The organism is Kribbella sp. NBC_01245 (assembly GCF_036226525.1).
Classification (GTDB): Bacteria; Actinomycetota; Actinomycetes; order Propionibacteriales; family Kribbellaceae; genus Kribbella.
In genome coordinates this window covers 8,324,424-8,345,982 of sequence record NZ_CP108487.1, presented here as the reverse complement: position 1 = coordinate 8,345,982, position 21,559 = coordinate 8,324,424, and the positions used below count along the sequence as shown (strand labels likewise).

At 67.4% G+C, this 21,559-nt stretch carries 25 protein-coding genes; 9 read left to right on the top strand and 16 right to left on the bottom strand.

Annotation, left to right across the window (positions count from 1 at the left end; genetic code table 11):
* Positions 1–43: 43 nt before the first annotated feature.
* From OG394_RS38465 to OG394_RS38450, 4 genes are all read right to left on the bottom strand, one after another.
* Positions 44–757: a PH domain-containing protein gene (locus OG394_RS38465; RefSeq protein WP_328992268.1), complete on the bottom strand. Its 714-nt coding sequence runs from the start codon at positions 755–757 to the stop codon at positions 44–46.
* 83 nt (positions 758–840) lie between these two features.
* The gene (locus OG394_RS38460) at positions 841–999 is read right to left on the bottom strand and encodes a hypothetical protein (RefSeq protein WP_328992267.1); all 159 of its coding nucleotides are present in this window, start codon (positions 997–999) and stop codon (positions 841–843) included.
* A 275-nt stretch (positions 1,000–1,274) separates the two neighbouring features.
* Positions 1,275–2,231 carry a methylmalonyl Co-A mutase-associated GTPase MeaB gene (gene meaB, locus OG394_RS38455; RefSeq protein WP_442914319.1) on the bottom strand — a complete coding sequence of 319 codons (957 nt, stop codon included), beginning with the start codon at positions 2,229–2,231 and terminating at the stop codon, positions 1,275–1,277.
* Between the two features lie 10 nt (positions 2,232–2,241).
* A complete protein-coding gene (locus OG394_RS38450; protein ID WP_328992265.1) occupies positions 2,242–3,444 on the bottom strand; it encodes an acetyl-CoA C-acetyltransferase in 1,203 nt (400 codons plus the stop codon).
* Positions 3,445–3,559: 115 nt separating this feature from the next.
* Between OG394_RS38450 and mce the strand changes: the two genes are divergently transcribed.
* The 4 genes from mce to OG394_RS38430 all read left to right on the top strand — a co-directional run bounded on the left by mce (position 3,560) and on the right by OG394_RS38430 (position 7,976).
* Positions 3,560–3,997, top strand: coding sequence for a methylmalonyl-CoA epimerase (gene mce, locus OG394_RS38445; protein WP_328992263.1), 438 nt, complete (start codon positions 3,560–3,562; stop codon positions 3,995–3,997).
* A 189-nt stretch (positions 3,998–4,186) separates the two neighbouring features.
* Positions 4,187–5,524: a crotonyl-CoA carboxylase/reductase gene (ccrA, locus tag OG394_RS38440; RefSeq protein WP_328992262.1), complete on the top strand. Its 1,338-nt coding sequence runs from the start codon at positions 4,187–4,189 to the stop codon at positions 5,522–5,524.
* Between the two features lie 70 nt (positions 5,525–5,594).
* Entirely contained in the window at positions 5,595–6,713 is a 1,119-nt protein-coding gene (locus OG394_RS38435) for a hypothetical protein (protein ID WP_328992261.1), read from the top strand.
* Between the two features lie 3 nt (positions 6,714–6,716).
* Positions 6,717–7,976, top strand: coding sequence for an AI-2E family transporter (locus OG394_RS38430; protein WP_328992260.1), 1,260 nt, complete (start codon positions 6,717–6,719; stop codon positions 7,974–7,976).
* Positions 7,977–7,994: 18 nt separating this feature from the next.
* Here OG394_RS38430 and OG394_RS38425 read toward each other — a convergent pair whose 3' ends face one another.
* From OG394_RS38425 to OG394_RS38400, 6 genes are all read right to left on the bottom strand, one after another.
* Positions 7,995–8,372: a DoxX family protein gene (locus tag OG394_RS38425; RefSeq protein ID WP_328992259.1), complete on the bottom strand. Its 378-nt coding sequence runs from the start codon at positions 8,370–8,372 to the stop codon at positions 7,995–7,997.
* On the bottom strand, positions 8,369–8,821 hold the full coding sequence (locus OG394_RS38420) for a MarR family winged helix-turn-helix transcriptional regulator (RefSeq protein ID WP_328992257.1): 453 nt from the start codon (positions 8,819–8,821) through the stop codon (positions 8,369–8,371). The genes OG394_RS38425 and OG394_RS38420 overlap by 4 nt, the downstream gene beginning before the upstream one ends.
* A 190-nt stretch (positions 8,822–9,011) precedes the next feature.
* Complete coding sequence (locus OG394_RS38415; RefSeq protein ID WP_328992256.1) at positions 9,012–9,776, bottom strand: alpha/beta fold hydrolase; 765 nt, start codon at positions 9,774–9,776, stop codon at positions 9,012–9,014.
* Between the two features lie 10 nt (positions 9,777–9,786).
* On the bottom strand, positions 9,787–10,083 hold the full coding sequence (locus tag OG394_RS38410) for a hypothetical protein (protein WP_328992254.1): 297 nt from the start codon (positions 10,081–10,083) through the stop codon (positions 9,787–9,789).
* Between the two features lie 75 nt (positions 10,084–10,158).
* Positions 10,159–11,541, bottom strand: coding sequence for a M28 family peptidase (locus tag OG394_RS38405; RefSeq protein ID WP_328992253.1), 1,383 nt, complete (start codon positions 11,539–11,541; stop codon positions 10,159–10,161).
* Positions 11,542–11,642: 101 nt separating this feature from the next.
* A complete protein-coding gene (locus tag OG394_RS38400) occupies positions 11,643–12,761 on the bottom strand; it encodes a fatty acid desaturase family protein (RefSeq protein WP_328992252.1) in 1,119 nt (372 codons plus the stop codon).
* Positions 12,762–13,004: 243 nt separating this feature from the next.
* On the opposite strand from OG394_RS38400, the gene OG394_RS38395 reads away from it, so the two are divergent.
* Both OG394_RS38395 and OG394_RS38390 read left to right on the top strand, forming a co-directional pair.
* Positions 13,005–14,300: a sensor histidine kinase gene (locus tag OG394_RS38395; protein ID WP_328992251.1), complete on the top strand. Its 1,296-nt coding sequence runs from the start codon at positions 13,005–13,007 to the stop codon at positions 14,298–14,300.
* Complete coding sequence (locus OG394_RS38390; protein ID WP_328992250.1) at positions 14,252–14,899, top strand: response regulator transcription factor; 648 nt, start codon at positions 14,252–14,254, stop codon at positions 14,897–14,899. Before OG394_RS38395 ends, OG394_RS38390 begins: the two co-directional genes overlap by 49 nt.
* On the opposite strand, the gene OG394_RS38385 is transcribed toward OG394_RS38390, so the two are convergent.
* The 4 genes from OG394_RS38385 to OG394_RS38370 all read right to left on the bottom strand — a co-directional run bounded on the left by OG394_RS38385 (position 14,891) and on the right by OG394_RS38370 (position 17,895).
* Positions 14,891–15,622: an amino acid ABC transporter ATP-binding protein gene (locus OG394_RS38385; protein WP_328992249.1), complete on the bottom strand. Its 732-nt coding sequence runs from the start codon at positions 15,620–15,622 to the stop codon at positions 14,891–14,893. The two genes, OG394_RS38390 and OG394_RS38385, sit on opposite strands and share 9 nt — an antisense overlap.
* Positions 15,619–16,470 (bottom strand): amino acid ABC transporter permease, encoded by an 852-nt coding sequence (locus OG394_RS38380; RefSeq protein WP_328992248.1) that lies wholly within the window; start codon positions 16,468–16,470, stop codon positions 15,619–15,621. The genes OG394_RS38385 and OG394_RS38380 overlap by 4 nt, the downstream gene beginning before the upstream one ends.
* The gene (locus OG394_RS38375; RefSeq protein WP_328992247.1) at positions 16,467–17,312 is read right to left on the bottom strand and encodes an ABC transporter substrate-binding protein; all 846 of its coding nucleotides are present in this window, start codon (positions 17,310–17,312) and stop codon (positions 16,467–16,469) included. The genes OG394_RS38380 and OG394_RS38375 overlap by 4 nt, the downstream gene beginning before the upstream one ends.
* 139 nt (positions 17,313–17,451) lie before the next feature.
* Positions 17,452–17,895: a hypothetical protein gene (locus OG394_RS38370; protein WP_328992246.1), complete on the bottom strand. Its 444-nt coding sequence runs from the start codon at positions 17,893–17,895 to the stop codon at positions 17,452–17,454.
* Positions 17,896–17,994: 99 nt separating this feature from the next.
* Between OG394_RS38370 and OG394_RS38365 the strand changes: the two genes are divergently transcribed.
* Positions 17,995–18,153 carry a hypothetical protein gene (locus OG394_RS38365; protein WP_328992245.1) on the top strand — a complete coding sequence of 53 codons (159 nt, stop codon included), beginning with the start codon at positions 17,995–17,997 and terminating at the stop codon, positions 18,151–18,153.
* A 78-nt stretch (positions 18,154–18,231) separates the two neighbouring features.
* Here the strand turns inward: OG394_RS38365 and OG394_RS38360 are convergent, their stop codons facing one another.
* A complete protein-coding gene (locus tag OG394_RS38360; protein ID WP_328992243.1) occupies positions 18,232–20,007 on the bottom strand; it encodes a 3-hydroxyacyl-CoA dehydrogenase family protein in 1,776 nt (591 codons plus the stop codon).
* 250 nt (positions 20,008–20,257) lie between these two features.
* Here OG394_RS38360 and OG394_RS38355 point away from each other — a divergent pair, with 250 nt between their 5' ends.
* Both OG394_RS38355 and OG394_RS38350 read left to right on the top strand, forming a co-directional pair.
* A complete protein-coding gene (locus OG394_RS38355) occupies positions 20,258–20,830 on the top strand; it encodes an RNA polymerase sigma factor (protein WP_328992242.1) in 573 nt (190 codons plus the stop codon).
* Positions 20,823–21,083, top strand: coding sequence for a hypothetical protein (locus OG394_RS38350; protein ID WP_328992241.1), 261 nt, complete (start codon positions 20,823–20,825; stop codon positions 21,081–21,083). Before OG394_RS38355 ends, OG394_RS38350 begins: the two co-directional genes overlap by 8 nt.
* On the opposite strand, the gene OG394_RS38345 is transcribed toward OG394_RS38350, so the two are convergent.
* On the bottom strand, positions 21,073–21,492 hold the full coding sequence (locus OG394_RS38345; protein WP_328992240.1) for an ester cyclase: 420 nt from the start codon (positions 21,490–21,492) through the stop codon (positions 21,073–21,075). The genes OG394_RS38350 and OG394_RS38345 overlap by 11 nt on opposite strands.
* Positions 21,493–21,559: the final 67 nt, after the last annotated feature.

Below are 21,559 nucleotides of genomic sequence, written 5' to 3'. Positions count from 1 at the left end.
AGTCAGTGGGGGCGCCAGTCGGTAGGGCTCAGGTCCGTTGGGGCTAGTCGTCAGGGTGGCCATCGGTCCAGTTGGCCCGATCGCTGTTGAAGATCGACTTGCTGGTCGCGCGCGTCGGCGCGTGGTGGTGCGAACTGGCGACCGGCCCGGCGGTGACCTCGGTCGCCGGATCCATCCCGATCGGTCCGGTGCCGTCGTCGTCGGAGTCCTCATCGCTGACCACGACCGTGTCGACACTCGCACTGGCCCGCAGGCCGGTGCGCTGGATGACGCGCTGAATGGTGAGATCACGCTCGTCCGGCCGGCTGACGAAGCGGATCTCGCGGAAGCCCTGGTCCTGGGCCGCCGACTCGAAGATGAAGTGTCCGTAGCCCATGAACCGGCCGATCCAGGGCTTCTCCAAGGTGATGTCCAGGATTCGCGCGATCGGGGTGGTCGCCACTCGCTGGCTGAAGACACCCCGGATCCGCATCACCCGCATGTTCGTGACCACGAACCTGTCCCGGTGCTCGGTGAGGAACCGCCAGAAGGCGTGTCCGAGCAGAAGCAGCACCAGGAAGAGCACCACTCCCGCCGCGTTGAGCGACAGCAGCAGCATGGTGACCAGCAAGGCGGCCGCGAGTGCGACCTCGAGCATCGGGACGAAGAACACCACCCAGTGGTGGCGGACCTCGTCGATCACCACTTCGCCCTCGTCCGCGATCAGGTGGCGCCTGACCTTCGGGTCGAAGATCTTGAAGAGGCCTATCCCCGCCATGCGCGCTCCACCATCGTCAGCCCCGTACCAGGCCGTGTGGCCCTGAAAGACAAGCTCTGAGACTCAAGCTTAGGTCAGCGGGCTCAGTTGAACAGCGCCGTCAGGAAGGTGATAACGCTTCCAAATGCATCCCCGACGGCCGAGAACGCACCGCCCACAGCGTTTGCGGCATTCTCCGGCTGGGAGATCAAATAAAACGCCGCAAAGGCGATGACCAGCCAGATCAGCAGCTTCTTAGGCATGTCACCACTCCTCGTTCTCAACCAATTCGGTCGACTGTGTTGTATCACGGTTAGTCACTCATTGTCACTGACTGAACACAGCCCACCGCACAATGCCCACCAGCTACAAGTCCTATTCTGTAACGGATCGGGGGGCACGGCACAGCCCGGCGCGCCGTCGCCCGGAGAAGTGTCCGGGCGGGTCGCACCTTACCGGTCGGTACCAGTCAGTAATCGTTGGGCCACCTGTCTCACCATGCGGTCATGCCCCGGCCTGGCCCGAGGTTCACGTCCGCCTAGAGCGCGGCGATCAGCTCGTCGGCAGCGGCGTACGGATCGGTGTCGCCGCCGGCCACCTTCGCGGCCAGTACGTCGAGCCGGGAATCCCCATGGAGATGGGCGAAACGCGACCTCAACGCGGTCATCGCGATGGCCTCGATCTCGTCCCTGGCGCGGCTTCGGCGACGCTCTTCGAGCACCCCGGTGGCCTTCATCCAGGCCAGTCGCTCACCGATTTTCGCGACCACTTCGTCGACACCTTCGTTGCGACTGGCAACCGTCTTGAGGATCGGCGGAACCCAGTCGTCCGGGCCTCGATCGGCCAGCGCCAGCATGGCCCGCAGGTCCCTAGTGACGTTCTGCACACCGTCACGGTCGGCTTTGTTCACCACATAGATGTCGCCGACCTCTAAAATGCCTGCTTTCGCCGCTTGAATGCCGTCACCCATACCCGGTGCCAGCAATATCAAGGTCGTGTCGGCCATCCCGGCCACTTCGACCTCGGACTGGCCCACGCCGACCGTCTCGACAAGTACGACGTCGAAGCCGGCCGCGTCGAGCACGCGCAGCGCCTGCGGCGTCGACCAGGCGAGACCGCCCAGATGGCCGCGGGACGCCATCGACCGGATGAACACGCCGGGGTCGGTCGCATGGTCCTGCATCCGGACGCGGTCGCCCAGCAGGGCACCACCGGAGAACGGCGACGACGGGTCGACCGCCAGCACTCCGACGCGCTGCCCGGTCGCCCGGTACGCCGAAACGAGGGCGGACGTCGACGTCGACTTGCCGACGCCGGGCGAACCGGTGATGCCGACGATATGGGCCTTACCGGCATGCGGGGCGAGCGCCGCCATCACTTCGCGTAGCAGCGGCGACTCGTCCTCGACCAGCGAGATCAGCCGGGCGACCGCGCGGGCATCCCCGGCGCGGGCCCGCTCGACCAGCTCCGGAACCGGCGCGGTCCGGCGCATCAGCCCTCAACCATCAACGCTGCGGCACTCGGACGATCAGCGCGTCGCCCTGGCCACCGCCGCCACACAGCGCGGCCGCGCCGGTGCCACCGCCACGACGCTGCAGCTCCAGCGCCAGGTGCAGCACGATCCGGGCGCCCGACATGCCGATCGGGTGGCCGAGCGCGATCGCGCCGCCGTTCACGTTCACGTTGTTGACGTCGACGCCCAGCTCGCGCGAGCTGGCGATACCGACGGCGGCGAAGGCCTCGTTGATCTCGACCAGGTCCAGCGCGGCGGGCTCGATGCCCTCCTTGGCGCAGGCCTTCGCGATCGCGTTGGCCGGCTGGCTCTGCAGGGACGAGTCCGGGCCGGCGACGGCGCCGTGCGCACCGATCTCGGCAAGCCAGGTCAGGCCCAGCTCCTCGGCCTTGGACTTGCTCATCACGACGACGGCACAACCGCCATCGGAGATCTGCGAGGCCGAGCCGGCGGTGATGGTGCCGTCCTTGCTGAAGGCCGGGCGCAGCTTGCCGAGCGACTCGGCCGTGGTGTCGCCACGGATACCTTCATCGGTGTCGACGACCAGCGGGTCGCCCTTGCGCTGCGGGACCTCGACCGGCACGACCTCGTCGGCGAAGACACCGTTCTTCCAGGCCTCGGCGGCAAGCTGGTGCGACCGGGCGGCGAACTGGTCCTGCTCCTCGCGGGTCAGCTTGAGCCCGTCGGTGTTGGCCGTCTCGGTCAGCAGACCCATCGCCTGATCGGTGAACGCGTCCCACAAACCGTCGTACGCCATCGAGTCGACCAACGTGGTGTCGCCGTACTTGTAGCCCTCGCGGGACTTCGGCAGCAGGTGCGGCGCGTTCGTCATCGACTCCATCCCGCCGGCCACGATCACGTCGTACTCACCGGCGCGGATCAGCTGGTCGGCCAGGGCGATCGCGTTGATACCGGACAGGCAGACCTTGTTGATGGTCAGAGCCGGGACGGTCATCGGGATACCGCCCTTGGTGGCGGCCTGGCGGGCGGCGATCTGGCCCGCGCCGGCCTGCAGCACCTGGCCCATGATCACGTACTCCACCTGCTCCGGAGCGACGCCGGCCTTGGCCAGCGCACCCTTGATCGCGAAGCCGCCGAGATCGGCGCCGGTGAAGCCCTTCAGGCCGCCGAGCAACCGCCCGATCGGGGTGCGCGCACCGGCGACGATGACCGTGGAGTTCTGGGAGTTCGACATGTCGCCACGATACCTGCGCTCACACTGGTACGGCCCTGTCGATCAGGTCACACGGATGGTGTTGTACCAGCCACACTTGATGGCTTCCCGCACGGAGTTGCGCGACCCTGACGATATGCGAACGCAATTGCCGACCCAGCTGTTCGAGGCGATCGATCACGTGGGGATCGCCGTACCGGATCTCGACGAGGCCGTGCGGTTCTACGCGGAGGCCTTCGGCATGAAAGTGGCGCACGAAGAGGTCAACACCGAGCAGGGTGTGCGCGAGGCGATGCTGTCCGTGGGCGACTCGGGCTCTTCGATCCAGTTGCTCGCACCACTGTCGGACGAGTCGCCGATCGCCAAGTTCATCGACCGCAAAGGCGCGGGCATCCAGCAACTGGCCTACCGGGTCAACGACATCGACGCCGTCTCCCGCACGTTGCGCGAACGCGGTCTCGAGCTGCTGTACGACGAGCCGCGCCGCGGTACGTCGAACTCCCGCGTGAACTTCATCCACCCGCGCTCGGCCGGCGGCGTACTCGTCGAACTGGTGGAACCCGCTCGTTCCTGACGGCTTTCGGTAAGGCTTCATCGGGATAAGACCACTGTTCACGGTGGCCTGATTCCGTGACACGCCTCACGGTTACGCCGGATGGCCTTGCGAAGTGGGTCACAAGGCGGTGCCATAGAGGTCTACTGGTCGGTAGATTCCGGCGAAATCGAACCGCGATCCCACGCTCCAGGCTCCAGGAGGAACGACGTGAAGCAGATCCTCGAAGCGATTCTCGCCGGCGACACCCCGGCGGAGGACTTCGGCCGGCTCGACGTACCGGAGCACTATCGCGGTATCACCGTGCATGCCGAGGACGTGACCATGTTCGAAGGCATGCCGGCGAAGGAGAAGGATCCGCGCAAGAGCCTGCACCTGGACGACGTACCGACGCCCGAGCTCGGGCCGGGTGAAGCCCTGGTCGCGGTGATGGCGAGCGCGATCAACTACAACACCGTCTGGACCTCGATCTTCGAGCCGGTCTCGACGTTCTCCTTCCTCAAGCGGTACGGCAAGCTCTCGCCGTTGACCGCCCGCCACGATCTGCCGTACCACGTGGTCGGCTCGGACCTCGCGGGCGTCGTCCTGCGCACCGGCCCGGGCGTGAACGCGTGGAAGCCCGGCGACGAGGTCGTCGCGCACTGCCTGTCGGTCGAGCTGGAGAGTCCCGACGGCCACAACGACACGATGATGGACTCGGAGCAGCGGATCTGGGGTTTCGAGACGAACTTCGGCGGCCTCGCGGAGATCGCCCTGGTCAAGTCGAACCAGCTGATGCCGAAACCCGCCCACCTCACCTGGGAAGAGGCGGCGAGCCCCGGCCTGGTGAACTCGACCGCCTACCGCCAGCTCGTCTCGGCCAACGGCGCGAACATGAAGCAGGGCGACGTCGTCCTGGTCTGGGGCGCCTCCGGTGGACTCGGCTCGTACGCAACGCAGTTCGCCCTGAACGGTGGCGCGATCCCGGTCTGCGTCGTCTCCAGCCCCGAAAAGGCCGAGCTGTGCCGGGCGATGGGCGCCGAGCTGATCATCGACCGGAATGCCGAGGGCTATCAGTTCTGGTCCGACGAGCACACGCAGGACCCGAAGGAGTGGAAGCGCCTCGGCGCCAAGATCCGCGAGCTGACCGGTGGGGACGACCCGGACATCGTGTTCGAGCACCCGGGCCGCGAGACCTTCGGCGCCTCGACGTACGTCGCCCGCCGTGGCGGCACGATCGTCACCTGCGCGTCGACGTCGGGTTACATGCACGAGTACGACAACCGGTACCTCTGGATGAACCTCAAGCGCATCATCGGCTCCCACTTCGCGAACTACCGCGAGGCGTGGGAGGCCAACCGCCTGATCGCCAAGGGCATGGTCCACCCGACCCTCAGCCGGACGTACTCCCTCGAGGACACCGGCCAAGCCGCGTACGACGTGCACCGCAACCTCCACCAGGGCAAGGTCGGCGTCCTCGCCCTCGCGCCCGAGGAAGGTCTGGGCGTTCGCGACCCCGAGATGCGCGCCAAGCACCTCACGCAGATCAACCGCTTCCGCGACCGCTAGCGGGGCCCCTGGGCGGTACCTCTAGGGTGGGTCTGGTCTTGCCCCCGAGCCGCTCAGAAGGGTCCCTGTGATGGCTGAAGAATCGAGTTTGCCGTTCTTCGATCGGACGGCGTCCGCCGCCGGCACTTTCCCAGTGGGAAGGCGCGGGTACGACAAGGATGCGGTGGATGAGGCGGTGCGCGGACTGGAGGCCGAACTGGCCGAGGTCAAGACGAAGGCCGAAGCGCTGTCGACCGGTCAGGCTCCGTTGCTCGCGCAGCTGGAGGAGGCGAAGCGGCAGCTCGACGCGACGGCCAATCCGACGTACGCCGGGCTCGGTGACCGGGCGGCGCAGATCCTGAGGCTTGCGCAGGACCAGGCGCAGGAGGCGCTCGAGGAGGCCAAGCGCGAGTCCGACGAGATGCGCGCGCAGGCCACCAAGGAGGCGCAGGCGCTGCGGTCGACGGGTGAGCGGGAGGCGCAGGACATCCGGACCGTCGCGCTGACCGAGATGGACAGCATGCGTCGTACGGCGGAGGGTGACGCGGCGGAGATCAAGCGGACCGCCGAGACCGAGGCCGACGAGATCCTGGCGGCAGCCCGGCGTAAGGCGGAGCAGCTGCGGCTCACCGCCGAGCAGCAGGCCAGCACGCTGAAGAACGGCGCCTTGCACGAGGCCGAGAAGATCCGTACGGCGATTCAGCGCGAGTCCGCCGCATTGCGGGCGCGGCTGGCCGACGAGCGCGAGCAGCAGGCCAAGGAGCTCGCCGACAAGCACGCGCAGATCGCGGGCGATACCGAGAACCTCACCACCCAGATGCGCGAGGCGGCCGAACAGTCGGAGCGTCGCGTGGCCGAGGCGACCGGGCAGGCGACCAAGATCCGCCAGCAGGCTGAGGAATCGGCCGAGCGTACGTTGACCCGGGCCCGGCGCGAGGCCGAGCAGCTGCTCACGTCGGCGCGCACCCGGGCGGAGGCCGAGCTGGCCGCCGCGTCCGAGGAGGCTGCCCGGACCAAGGTGATCAGCGCCCGCGAGACCGAGCGGCTGGCGAAACGCCGCGATGGGATTCTGGCTCAGATCGCCGGGTTGAACGATATCGCCACTAACATCGCCAGGCAGGCCGCTGAGCTCGACTCGGCTACCACCCAGCTCGTCAGCTCCGACAGCGCGCCGGCCACCCCGCCAGACACCAGTAGCCCGAAGGACTAAGACGTGACGCCTACCGGCGGCGACAACTCAAAAAACCAGGCCTCTGCTTCGAAGGATCAGGACGAGAGCGCCGAGGTCCAGGCAGCCGCTGATGAGGCGCACGAGGCTGCCGTGGAGGCACGCGCAGCGGCGCTGGAAGCCCGGCGCGAAGGCCAGCAGGCGACCTCGATCGCGAGCGAGTTGCTGATCGACGAAAAGGACCCGGCCGAGGGAATGGGGCGGCCCGGGCCACCGATTCACTACTCGAACCCGTTCGTCTTCGGCTTCTTCGGCGCCCTCGGCGTGCTGACCGCGATCGGACTGGTAGGCGCGCTCGGTGCGGCCAGCTCGGTGCTGATCCTGCTGGTCGTGTCGATGTTCCTGGCCGTCGGGCTGAACCCGCTGGTCGAGTGGTTCATGCACCGCGGCCTCAAGCGCGGGGCTTCGGTCGGCGTGGTGTTCCTGCTCGTGGTGCTGGCGGTCACCGGGGTCGGCTGGGCGATCGTGCCGGTCGTCACCGATCAGATCAACGGCCTGATCAAGAACGCGCCCGAATGGCTCGATCTGCTGACGAAGTCCAAGACGCTCCGCGACCTCAACAACGAATACCAGTTCATCCAGAAGGCCCAGGAGTACATCCAGGATCCGGCGCTGGCGCAGAAGGCGTTCGGCGGCATCCTCGGCGTTGGCAAGGTGGTCGCGAACGCCTTGTTCTCCGCGTTCACCATTCTCGTTCTCACGCTCTACTTCCTGGCATCCCTGCCGACGGTCAAGCGCGCGGCGTACAGCCTGGTCCCGGCCACCCGCCGCCCCCGCGTCTCGATCCTCGGCGACGAGATCCTCAGCCGGGTCGGCGGTTACGTCAGCGGCCAGTTCACGGTCGCGGTGATCGCGGGCTTCTCCGCCTTCATCTTCCTGGAGATCGTCGGCCTTCGTGAGTACGCCGTGGCGCTGGCGATCGTGATCGTCTTCTGCGCGTTCATCCCGATGGTCGGCGGCCTGATCGGCACGGTGATCGTCGCGCTGATCGGCTTCACCGACGGCCTGTGGATCGGCGTAGCCTGCCTGGCCTACGGCATCATCTACCAGCAAATCGAGAACTACGTCGTCGCACCCCGCATCATGCGCCGAGCCGTCGACATCCCCGGCGCCGTAACCGTCATCGCGGCCCTCATGGGCGGCGCCCTCCTCGGCGTAGTCGGCGCCCTCCTCGCCATCCCCGCCGCAGCCGCCGTCCTCCTCATCATCCGCGAAGTCTGGGTCCGCAAAGCCGACGCCAGCTAAGGCGCCGCGGCCCGTGCACTAGAAGGTGTACGGGCCGAAGCGACCCCAGACGACGATTGCGGCGAGGACGATCAGGATGAGGTTCGGGATTATCCGCGCGGGCTCGTTGCGACGGAGGTGGACGATCGCGGCGCCGGTCATCATCGCGACCAGGCCCAGTGCTGCGAGTGGGACGAAGATCGGCGCGATCTTGAGGATCGCCGGCAGGGTTAGGCCGATCGCGGCGGCGAGTTGCAGTGCGCCCATGGCCTTGATGGCGCCGGGAGAGAAGTCCTCGGCCCAGCTGGTCAGGCTCGAGGCGGCCAGCTTCTCTTTCGGTTGGGCGAGCTTCATCAGACCGTTGGCGAGGAACACCACCGCGAGGAGGCTCGCGATGATCCAGAGGGCGACGTTCATGGGCGTTCACTCCATTCGGCCTCGAGGTTGTGGATCAGCCGCGCCGTCAGCTTCAGGTAGGCGGCGGTCTCGGCGGCGGTGAGCCCGTTGGTGGCCGAGGCGTTCACCGAACGAGCGGCGGCGGTGAGGTCGTGTTCGATCGCTCGGGCCTGATCGGTCAGGTACACCCGGATCCGTCGCTTGTCGTCCGGGTCGGGTACGCAGCGGACCAGGCCGTCGCGCTGCATGCGCTGCAGGGTTTTCGCCATGGTGGCCTGCTCGATCCGGACCTGGTCACACAGCTCGCGTTGGGTGAGGCCGTCTTGTTCAAAGAGCGCGAGCAACTGGGCGAACTGGCCGGGGACAACGCCGTACGGCGCGATGCGGGCGGCGAGAGCCTGCGCGAGCAAGCGCGCGAGATGGTTCACCTGATAGCCCAGCGACTCCTGGCGAAATAGTGCGTCAGTCATACGACCTCAATTCCATAGCTTGCTATGAGTTTTACATAGCAAGCTATGGAATCGCAACCAGGCCGACTCGGACAGTCAGATCCTCAGGCGGTAGAGCTGACGGCGGGCGGCCAGGTCCACGCGAGGGGCGAGTTTGGGGCGTTTTGGCGGATGAACGGCCGTCGTGTGGACGTGGGGGTCCGCCTGCTGGTTAGGCCAGGAAGGGGGTGACGGTGGTGAGGAAGTCGTCTAGGCGTTCGGCGTGGACCCAGTGGCCGGCTTCGGGGATTTCGGCGAGGGTGGCGCGGGGGAAGTACGACTGGATGGTGGGGTGGTGGGAGGGCTGGACGTAGTCGGACTTGCCGCCGTAGACGAAGAGGGTGGGGCCTTCGTAGGTGCCGGTTACGTCGGGCCAGGAGGAGATGGCGGGGATGGCGGATTCGATGACCGGGAGGTTCGGCCGCCAGTGGGCGCCGTTGTCGTCCATGACCAGGTTTTGCAGGAGGAAGGCGCGGGTGGACGCCAGGGGGACGGCGTCGACCAATTGCTCTTCGACTTCGGCGCGGCGGCGTACGGCGCTCAGGTCCGCGTCGCGCATCGCCTGCGCGTAGCCGACGAAGGCCGGTGGGTAGGAGACCGGGGAGACGTCGACGACTACCAAGCGGTCCACCAGGGCCGGGGTTTGGAGGGCCGTGAGCATCGCGGTCTTGCCGCCCATGGAGTGGCCGATCAGCGCTACCGGGCCGAGGCCGAGGGTGGTGATGGTCTCGGCGACGTCCTCGGCCATTTCGGGATAGCTCATCGTCGGAACGTGCGGAGAGGTGCCGTGGTTGCGCAGGTCCATCGCGATGACCCGATGGCCGGCGGCGGCGAGGCGGCGGGCGGCGGTCATCCAGTTGCGGCTGGAGCCGAAGAGGCCGTGGAGTACGACGACCGGGGTGCCGGATTCGCCGTACGTCGTGGTGGGGAGCTGCATCACAAACCCTTCATCGGCGACGTTGCCAGCAGGCCGAATGCCAGTGGCGCCGCTCGTCCATCGACTGGCTGCCGCCGAGCGCGCCGAGCAGGCTGGGGTTCTCCGGCCAGACGACGACGTGCGGGACGGCCGGCGCGATCGTCTGGTCGCAGCCGGGACAGCGGTACGCCTTGCCCGCCGCCGAACCGCTCAAGCGGCGGACCATCCACGAGCCGTCGGCCTTGTCCTCGCGCGCCTGATGCCCACCCATCAGCGGACGGTCGTTGACCGGACGCGTCCACTTGGAGGGCTTGCGGCGATTTGGCATGGCAGCGCCGAGCCTACCTACGGCGAGCGGCCCGACCGACGGCGGGCACGGGCCTACCGACGGTGGGCAGGCGGCCTATCGACGGCGGGCGGCGGCGTACGCGGCGGTGCCGATCAGCTCCATCGAGACCTGCAGCCGGTCGAAGCTGACGTTCTTCGCGATGGTGTCCTCCGGCGAGTGGTACGGCGGTTCCAGCAGCGCTGGTGATGCCTCCCCACGCCAGGAGAAGTTGGCAGCCGCGATACCCACCTCCTGGAACGACTGGTGGTCGCTGGCTCCACGCTGGACCGGGCCGACGATCTGCGGCTCATAGCCGAGGCGTTGCGCCGACGCCCGTACGCCGAGAGTGGCCGCGTTGGCCAAGCCGTCGAACGACAACAGCCAGTACGTGATGGCCGGGTCCCAGCTGGTCGCGACCATGTCGTTCTGGAAGACGGCCCGATGGCGAGCGCGATCCGCCGGGGACAGCGCGGCCACGTGCGCTCGCGAGCCGATCAGCCCCTGCTCCTCCGAACCCCACAACGCGAATCGCAGGGTGCATTCGGTCGGCAACGACGCCAGCACCCGGGCGACCTCGAGCGTGAGGACCGTGCCCGAGCCGTCGTCGTTCGCTCCGGGCGCGCCGATGACCGAGTCGTAGTGCGCGCACACCATCACGATCGGTGCGTCCGTACCTCGCCCACGACGTTCGCCGATCACGTTATGCGAGGTCAGGCCCTTGTGCGCCGTGGTGGTGATTGCCAAGGGCAACGAAGTGACGACCTTGAGGGCCTCGCGCAACCGCTGCTTCTGGATCTGCGCGACACCGATCACCGGGATCGGTACGCCGGTGAGGCCGCTCGGCGAGAACGCCTGCGCCCGGCGCGGGAAGACCGCGTCCGTGGGCAGCAGCACGACCGCCACGGCACCACGCGCGACGGCGTCGGCAACGAAGGCGGGCCGGGCGCCGAAGTTGTCGTCCGCCAGTACGACGGCACCGGTCACGTCGGCCGGCCAGACGGGAGCCGTCGCGAGGCCGACATCCACGGCCGGGCCGGTGACGGTCACACCGTGGGCTGCGCCCGGCGAGGCGCCCGTCTGCCAGCAGAGGTCGTCGGGCAGCATCCCGCGCGGGTCGCCCAGTTGTGCCGTGAACTTGTCGGCTACCGCGAACGGCTCCAACCGGGTCTGATAGCCGAACCGGTCGAGCTGGTCCTCGAGGTAATCCGCCGCACGCTTCTCACTCGCCGTACCGCCGATGCGCGGGCCGATCGTCTCGGACAGCACCTGCAGGTGTCGGTGGGCCCGCTGCGGCGACAACTCCCGTACGACCTGCCGGTCGTACTTGTCGAGCTGAGGAGCCCGTACGGCGCCAGGGCGGACGTCGTCCTCGGCCCAGGCGGGAAGGGTAGGGATCGCAGTAGCGGCGACGGTGCCTCCGACGGCTCCGAGCAGACTGCGACGGGACAGATTAGCCATGGGCGGAACTCCTATGAGGACGGGCGGCCCCGAGACGAATCCGACCGTAGTCGAACCCGGGGCCGCCCGCTCCAGCTTCCGCGCGTCTAAGCGCGTCAGGCTCAGACCGAGGTCTTGTCCTTTGAAGCTTCAGCTGCGTTCTCCGCGGCGACCTTGGCGGCCTCGCGGGAAAGCGCCTGCTCGTCGCGCAGCTCCGCGCCGACCTCGTGCAGGTAGCGCAGCGCCTCGACGTACGAGTCGACAACACCGGTCGAGCGGTACGGAACGCCGACCTTCTCGCAGTACGCCCGAACCATCGGCACGGCGTACCGCAGGTTGGCGCGCGGCATGTTCGGGAAGAGGTGGTGCTCGATCTGGTAGTTCAGACCGCCCATCATCCAGTCGACCACCAGGCCGCCGTTGACGTTGCGTGAGGTCAGCACCTGCTTCTCGAGGTGGCCCCAGCGCTCGGTGTCCTCCGGGTTGGGCATTTCCATGCCCTTGTGGTTCGGCGCGAAGACGCTGCCGAGGTGCAGACCGAACAGCATCTGGAAGATCACGATGAAGATCGCGGCCTTACCCGGTGACATCACCAGCAGCAGGCCGGCGGTGGCGAGAATCGTGTTCGCGGCGATGAGACCAAGCTCACGACGGGCCGCGACGGTTTTACGGCGCTGCCACAGGAAAAGGACACCGGCGACCTTGAGGTTCAGGCCCTCCAGCGTCAGCAGCGGGAAGAACAACCAGGCCTGATTGCGCGACAGCCAGCCGTGCAAACCGGTGCGGCCCTCGGCCTGTTCGAGCGTCCAGACCATGACCCCCTCGCCGACATCCGGGTCCTTGTCGGTGTGGTTCGGGTTGGCGTGGTGCCGGTTGTGCTTGTCGTTCCACCAGCCGGCGCTCATCCCTAGCAACAGGTTCGCGTGCAGCAGCTGGATCACGTCGTGCACGCGGCGCGAGCTGCTGATCTGCTGATGACCCGCGTCGTGGCCGAAAAAGGCCGCACGGGTGGCGAAAAGCGCCAGCGGGACGGCCAGGAAGAGGGTCCACCAGCTGTTGCCGAGGATGGCCACACCCGCGCAGACGGCGGCGAAACAGACCACGTTGATGCTGATCGCGATGACATACGCCGCCGTGCGCCGTTCGAGCAGTCCCGCTTCCTTGACCTCTCGCAACAGTGGCGAGAAGTCACTGCGGCGAGTCTTGGGCGGGGCGTTCGTCAAGACAGACGGCTGTGCCATCAGGTCCTCGATTCGGAGCGGTTTGAAGGCCTGGGCTCTCAGCCGCGGCCAGCGTACGTCCTAATCCTCGCGGGCGAAGACGCGAGAAACAGGGGTGCTACTACCCCTGTTCCGGGATCCAGGCTGCCGTTATGGGGTAGACCTGGCACCACTGTCAGCACCGGCGGCGTCGAGGATGATGGATTCACTGAAACACTTGGACCGAAAGCTGCAACACTTGAACTGATACGGGAGACAGCGAAAATGCCGACGAGTCTGAACACGCGAGTTGCGGTGATGCCGCTGCTCGCGCGGCCCTTCGTCGCGCTCGGGCTGGCGGTGCTGGCCGAGATCGGCATCGCCTTCTTCGTGCTGCAGGTCGTCGCGACGCCGCTGGTGATCGTCACGGTGGGTATTCCGTTGTTACTCGTGGCCATCCCCGCTACCCGTTGGTATGCGAACGTCCACCGCAGCCTGATCGGCACCCTGCTCGGGGTGCGGATCCCCCGGCCCTACCGGCAGGCGAACAAACCCGGTCCGCTGCGTTTCCTACGCACCGCGGCCTCCGATCCGGCCACCTGGCGGGACCTGGCCTGGCTGATCGTGAACGCGACGCTCGGCTTCGTGATGACGTTGCTCTCGGCCGTGCTGTTCCTGTCGATGATCTTCTACCTGATCTATCCGTTCCTGCTGGCGGTCACGCCCGATGGCGTCTTCGACCGGCCGATGGGCGGACTGTTCCACCTCGACCACGCGATCAAGGGCTTCTACATGTGGCCGGTCGCGGGTATCGCGTTCCTCCTCTGGTACAACTTCGGTCGCCCGTTGCTGACCGGGTACGCCAAGCTCTCCAAGTCGTTGCTCGGGCCCACCAAGGCCGCCGAGCTGAACCTGCGGGTCCAGCAGCTCGCCACTTCGCGAGCGGAGACCGTGGATACCCAGGCGGCCGAGTTGCGCCGGATCGAGCGCGACCTGCACGACGGCGCCCAGGCGAGACTGGCCGCGCTCAGCATGACGCTGGGCCTCGCCGAGTCGATGGTCGGCCGCGATCCCGACCAGGCGCAGCAACTCCTCACCGAGGCGCGCGAGTCGGCCGGCCACGCCCTTTCGGAACTGCGCGACCTGGTGCGGGGTATCCACCCGCCCGTGCTGGCCGACCGAGGCCTCGACGGCGCCGTGCGGGCTCTCGCGCTGGCCTGCCCGATCAACATCGACATCACCATCGACCTGCCGGGACGGGCGCCCGCGCCGGTCGAGTCCGCGGCGTACTTCGCGATCGCCGAGGCCCTCGCGAATCTGGTCAAGTACTCGGCCGCGTCGACGGCCTGGGTGCAGCTGACCTACGAGAACGAAAAGCTCCACATCATGGTCGGCGATGACGGTGTCGGCGGCGCGGAGATCCGGCCCGGCGGCGGTTTGTACGGAATCCAGCGGCGGCTGGCCGCGTTCGACGGTACGTTGACCCTGGTCAGCCCGACCGGCGGTCCGACCACCGTGATCATGGAGTTGCCTTGCGAGTCGTCATCGCTGAAGATCACGCCCTCCTCCGGGACGGCCTGATTCGACTGCTGAAAGCCCACGATTTCGACGTGGTGGAGGCGGTCGACAACGGTCCCCGGCTGGTTCCGGCGCTCGTGGAACACCGACCCGACGTCGCCGTCGTGGACGTTCGGCTGCCCCCGACCTTCACCGATGAGGGCCTGAAGGCGGCGATCGAGGCCCGCCGCCAGGTCCCCGGCCTGCCGGTGCTCGTGCTGTCGCAGTACGTCGAGCAGCTGTACGCGCGAGAGCTGCTCACGGGTGGCGGCGGTGCCGTCGGGTATCTGCTCAAGGACCGCGTCTCGAACGTGGCCGAGTTCGTCGATTCGGTACGACGCGTGGCCGCGGGCGGTACGGCGATGGACCCGGACGTCATCGGTCAGCTGCTGGCCCGCAACACCCGGGACGAGCCGATCCAGCGGCTCACCCCGCGGGAGGCGGAGGTCCTCGGCCTGATGGCGGAAGGCCGTTCCAACGCGGCGATCGCGAGCGCCTTGTTCGTCACCGAGAAGGCCGTCAGCAAGCACACCAACAGCATCTTTGCCAAGCTCGACCTACCGCCCTCGGAGGACGACAACCGCCGGGTGATGGCAGTGCTGACGTACCTCTCATCACACTGAGAGCCGACTGAGGAACTGCCGCGTGCGGGCTTCGCGCGGAGCGTCGAGGACCTGGGACGGCGGGCCTGACTCGAGCATGCGGCCCGCGTCGAGGAAGCAGACCCGGTCGGCCACCTGACGCGCGAAGCCCATCTCGTGCGTACAGATCAGCATGGTCATGCCCTCGTCCTTCAGCTCGCGCAACAGGTCGAGCACCTCGCCGACGAGCTCCGGGTCGAGCGCCGAGGTGACCTCGTCCAGCAGCATCAACGCCGGCGAGTTGACCAACGCGCGAGCGATCGCGACGCGCTGCTGCTGGCCACCGCTGAGCTCGTCCGGCTTGGCTGCGGCTTTCTCGGGCAGACCCACGCGCTCCAGCATGGCGTGGGCGCGCTCGCGGGCCTCGGCCGGACGCACGCCGTGGACGCGGATCGGCGCCAGCGTGATGTTGTCGAGCACGCTCAGATGCGGGAACAGGTTGTACGCCTGGAAGACGACGCCGATCCCCGCTCGCACCTGGTCGACGTTCACCCGGGGATCGGTGATGTCCTTGCCGTTCAGCGAGATCACGCCGTCGTCGACGGTCTCGAGCAGGTTGATACAGCGCAACAACGTCGACTTCCCCGAACCCGAGGCGCCGATCAGGACGACGCACTCCCCCGGCTCGACGTCGAGGCTGAACGACTCGAGCACCACGTTCGACCCGAACGATTTGCGGACATCCCGCACGGACAACAGCGTCATACCAGTCCACCTCCGCCGCCGTACCAGCCCTGCCGACGGGCCACCCAGTCGGTCAACCGGGTCAACGGAATGGTCATCGCGACGAACAGCAGCCCGGCCACGACGTACGGCGTGAAGTTGAAGTCCTCGGCGGTCTCGAGTTGCGCGGCCCGGATGGCGTCGACGACACCCAGTACGGCGATGAGGCCCGAGTCCTTCTGGAGCGATACGAAGTCGTTCAGCAAGGGCGGCAGCACTCGTCGCACCGCTTGAGGCAGGACGACGAAGCGCATCGTCTGGGGATAGCTCAGACCCAGCGAACGGGCGGCCGCGCGTTGGGATGGGTGGATCGACTCGATACCCGCGCGGAAGACCTCAGCGACGTACGACGAGTAGGTGAGGACGAGTGCGGCGCCGCCGAGCACTACGGCTTGGTTCGGCATGCCCTTGAGTTGCAGGGCCGGTACGCCGAAGCCGAGTAGGAAGATCACCAGCAGCAGGGGCAATCCGCGGAACACGTCCGTGTACGCCGCGGCTAGGAAACGCAGCGGGAAGAAGATCGGCCCTTGCAGCGTGCGCAGGATGGCCAGGGTCAGACCGAGGATGACGATCAGCACGGCGCAGACGATCATCACCCGGATGTTCAGCCAGATGCCCTCGGCAACGACCGGCAGCGCCTCCCAACCACGATCGAGGTTGAAGAACGTCTCGCGGACACGCGGCCAGCCCGGCGTCGAGCCGATCCCGAACGCGAGCAGCCCGATCAGTACGACGGAACTGGCCGCCGCGATCAGGGTGGAACGGCGGGCCCGGCTCTGTCGGTACGCGAGGCGCTCGCGCTGCAGGTCGGACGGTTGCCAGGTGGTCACTTCAGTTCCGGAGCACCGCCGCCGGTCAGGAACTCCTGTTGCAGCTTCGCCAGGGTGCCATCGGTGCGCAACGCGTCAACGGCCTGCGAGACACAGGAGGTCAGGCCCGACCCCTTCTCCAGCACGAAGCCGAACTGCTCGGCCGCGCCACCCGAGGCCGGGAGCTGCCCGACGATCTGGCCGTCGTCCAGCTGCGCGGCGGTCATGTAGAACCCGGTCGGCAGGTCCACCACGATGCCGTCGATCTGCTTGTTCTTCAGCGCTTGCACGGCCAGGTCGTTCGTGTCGTACACGGCCGGGTCCTGCTTGGGCTTGATGACTTCCTTGGCCGCGGTGTAGCTGGTGGTCCCGACCTGGGCGCCGAGTTTGGCGTCGGCCAGGTCCGCGATGGATTTGGCGCCGGCGATCTTGCTGCCCTTGGTCGTGATGACCGTCTGGCTGACGTCGTAATACCCGGTGGAGAAGTCGACGGCCTTACGACGCTGCTCCGAGATCGAGACCTGGTTCACGTCGATGTCGAACTTCTTCGGCCCCGGCGCGAAGGCGGTGTTGAACTGGACGGTCAGCCACTTCACGTCCGTCGGCTCGAACCCGAGCTTCTTGGCGACCGCATACGCCACGGCCGACTCGTACCCCTTGCCATTCGCCGGGTCGTCCTTGCTGAACCACGGCTCGTACGCCGGTTTGTCGGTGCCGATCGTGAAAGTCCCGGCCGTCTTCAGCGCGAGCTTGTCCTTCGCGCAATCCGAAGGCGCCGACGGTGACGGTGACGTGCCCGCCTCCTCGGGCGCGCAGGCCACGGCGGCGAGCAGAACGGCGACTAAGGCAAGGGGAAATTTCACGACTCGACCTTTCGGGGACGTGCGAAGAACTGGCAGCTTAGTGTCCTGGGTTGGAAGTTCGTGCTTCAGCTCCGGTGTTCAGGTGCGTGCATCGCGGTGCTTGAGAAGCGTCCTCGATGCGGAGCATCGTGGATGATTCTCAAGTGCCGCGAGGTGCGTGCCTGGACGCCGGAGATGTGCACGAACTTCCAACCCAGGACACTAGGGCAACGATCGCGAGTACGCCGACCGCTGTCCACAGGTTTGCGCCCGAACGGGCAAGCGTCAGTCCCTCTGCTATTGCCGCGACCAGACACGCGGCCAACGTGACGCCGAGGATGGTCGCGGAGCCGCCGATCAGGCGAAAGACCCAGGCCCACTGCGACTGGTTCCAGCGGCGACCGGTGAAACGCAGCGGGCCGGGTGGACCGGTCCGGAATCCCCAGTGCTCGATGACGTACGGCGTGACGCCCGCCGCGATCGCCGCCGTCGCCGGGATCAACCGGGTGAGCGAATCGGCGGTCAGCCCGCGTTCGTCGTACGTCACCAGGGCATCGCCGACCACGATCAGGCCGAGCGGACGGGCGTCGAGCAGGGTCTGCATCGTGCGCGGGTGCAGCAGGTCGGTCAGATAGCGCGGGTCGTCGGCCCTTAGCGCGAAAGCCCGGTTGAACTCTTCGCTCTCGAGATCGCGATCGTCCGGATGACCCAGGGCCGCCCGACCTCCAACGGCAAGGGCGTCGCGGGGAAGGTCGCCTCATTCGGTGTGACCGGGCGCCAGCCGCGCGCGAAGGCGGCCGCGGTGACGCCACGGGAGGCCTCGCGCGGCCAGACGAAGTACAGCAACAGCACCGCGAGGTGATCGGTGGGACGAGCAGGTAGACGACGTTCAGGACGGCACCAGCGAATACCGAGCGCTGGTGCATCCCCGTGCGTCCTCTCAGCTGTAGTCGCGGAAGCCCCGGCCGGTCTTGCGGCCCAGGTAACCCGCCGTAACCAGGTGTTCCAGCAGCGGCGCGGGCGCGAAGCCCGGCTCACGGAATTCAAGGTACAACGTGCGCTGGATCGCCAGGGAGACGTCCAGACCGACCACGTCGAGCAGTTCGAACGGGCCCATCGGCAGGCGGCAGCCGAGCTTCATCGCGGTGTCGATGTCGTCGACGCCGGCGTAGTGCGCCTCGAGCATCCGGACCGCGTCGTTCAGGTACGGGAAGAGCAGCGCGTTCACGATGAACCCCGCGCGGTCGCCGCAGCGCACCGGGTGCTTGCCCAGGGCAACGGCGAAGGCGGCCGCGGTGTCGGCGACCTCGGGCGCCGTACTGACCGTGCTGACCACCTCGACCAGCTTCATTACCGGTGCCGGGTTGAAGAAGTGCAGACCGACCACGTCCGCGGGGCGCTTGGTCGCCATCGCGAGATCGATCACCGGCAGGCTCGACGTGGTGGTCGCGAGCACCGCGCCCGGCTTGCAGATCTCGTCGAACGTCTCGAACAGCGCCTGCTTGACGCTGAGCTCCTCCACCACGGCCTCGATCACCAGGTCCGCGGTCGCGAGGTCGTCCAGCTTCGACGTACCGGTGATACGGCCGAGGGCGGCGTCGCGCTCCTCGGCGTTGAGCTTGCCGCGCTGTACACCCTTCTCGAGCGAGCGCTCCAGGCCGGAACGGACCTTGGCCACCTTCTCGGTACCGCGGGCCACGTAGAGCACGTCGTACCCGGCTTTGGCGCAGACCTCGATGATGCCGACGGCCATCGTGCCGGAGCCGATCACCGCGACCTGCTTGACGTCGCGCGTCTTGACCTGGTCGCCGTTGACGATCGGCGTGAGCTCGTCGTCGATCACCACGGGCGAGTCAGCGGACTCGTAGGTGTAGAAACCGCGACCGGTCTTCCGGCCGAGCAGGCCCGCGGTGACCATCTGCTTGATGATCGGCGAAGGCGCGTGCAGGCGGTTGCGGCCCTGCTTGTACATCGTGTCGAGGATCTCGTACGCCGTGTCGAGGCCGATCAGGTCCAGCAGCGCCAGCGGGCCCATCGGGTAGCCGCAGCCGAGGCGCATCGCCGCGTCCACGTCCTCGCGGGTGGCGTAGTGCGACTCGACCATGGAGACGGCGTGGTTCAGGTAACCGAAGAGCAGGGCGTTCGCGATGAAGCCGGCGCGGTCGGCCGCGACCACCGGGCTCTTGCCGAGGCGGCGGGCCAGCTCGGACACTGCCTCGACCACGTCGGGCTCGGTCACGACCGTCTTGATGACCTCGACGAACTCCTGCACCGGAGCCGGGTTGAAGAAATGCATACCGACGACGCGGCGCGGGCGCTGCGTGGCGACGGAGATCTCGGTGACCGACAGGCTCGACGTGTTGGTGGCGAGAATCGCGTCCTCGCGAACGACCTTGTCCAGCGCGGCGAAGATCTCGCGCTTGAGCTCGAGCTGCTCGACGACGGCCTCGATAACCAGGTCGCAGTCGGCCAGCGCCTCCATCGAGGTGGCGAACGTGACCCGGTCGAACAGCGCCTGCTGCTCTTCCACCGCCAGCTTGCCGCGCTTCACCGCGCGGTCGGTCGAGTGCTCGATATGCCCCCGCCCACGCGCCACCGCGGCCTCGTCGCGCTCGACGCCGACCACGGTCACCCCGTTACGCGCGAAAACCTCCGCGATACCGGCGCCCATCGTGCCCAGCCCAACAACACCCACGGTCCTGATCTCACGAGCCATGCCTCGCAGTGTGCCAGTCCCACCACTGGTCCGCCCATGAGCCACATCACCCCTGAGTGCCACCTCACACTCCGCGACGGTTTTCCGGGGGCCTGAATCCTTTTGGGCGGGCGGTGCCTCTTATACGTATTCCGACAGACGTCGGGACTGGATATGGAGGCTGTCATGATCGTTGGTATCGCTATCGCCGTCGGAGTCGTACTGGTGTGCACCTGCAGCTACGCCGTCCTGCGCAAACGGGCCCGCACCCGTGGCTGACCCAACCCGGCCCGGCTCGACGTGGCCGGGTGAGCAGTTGATCGCGGGCGCGCAGCGTGGTGACGTCGATTCGCTCACCGCGCTGGTGTCGGGCTCACATCCGAACGTACGGCGATTCGCCCGCTCCCTCTGCGCCACGCCGGAGGACGCGGAGGACGCCGCCCAAGAAGCCCTGATCATCCTGTACCGAAAGATCGGGACGCTACGGGCTTCCGGCGCCCTGGCATCGTGGATGTTCCGCATCGTCCGCAACGAATGCCTCCGCCGCGCCCGCCGCCTGACACGAGCTGACGCGCCCCTGCGGGAGGACACCGCTGTGCCTTCCGCTGGGCCTTCCGCCGAAGAAGAGGTGCTGCAACGCCTGGAGGCGAGCACAGTCGCGGCTGCGATCGCCGCTCTCCCCGAGGACCAGCGGCGCGTACTGATCATGCGGGACATCCAGGGCTACAGCGGCCGCATGGTCGCCGACGCACTAGGCCTCAGCACGGCCGCCATGAAGTCACGCCTACACCGGGCCCGCACAACAGTCCAACAAACACTGCGTCCTGGAGGGGACAATGACTGACTTCGCAAGTACGTCGCTAACCCGGCACATCATCCGTGGCGTGGTGGGCTTCGGCTCCCTGATCGCCGCCTTCGCCCTCATCCCGGCCGTCGGCCCTCTCAGCCTCCTACTCCTGCCAATCGGCGTACTCGCCCTCCGAGGCTGCCCCATGTGCTGGACCATCGGCCTCATCCAAACCCTCTCCCGCGGCCGCCTCCACCGCACCTGCGAAAACGGCCACTGCCAACTGACCGTGGCGCGACCTACGGGGTGAGCGCGCCCAGTTGGCGGAGGACGGCCAGGTCGTCGCGGATGGCCCAGCGCTCGGCTATGCGGCCATCGACCAGGCGGTACATGATCGCGAACCCCTGCGAGTAGGCTCCGGCCTCCGCCTCGAAGCCGAGGAACTCGCCGCCTTTCCATTCCCCGGCGCGCTCCCCGAACTGCACGACGAAATCGCCTTCGGCCACGACGGTCAACGTCTTCCAAACGAGGTTGACGATTTGATGCCGGCCCATGGTCTCCAGGAACTCGCGGGTTCCCGCGAGACCAGCCGGTCGTCCGGGAGCGAGAGTGTGGTTCACCATGTCCGGCGTACACAACTCATCGAGCTCATCCAGATCGTCCGACCCCATCAACCGATCGAACCGCTCGACAACAGCCTTGTTCTCCTCGATACCCATCCACCCACGCTAGTACCGCGCCCCGTCCGCATGGCAACACCTGCCCGGCAGGGCAACGGAGCCCGCC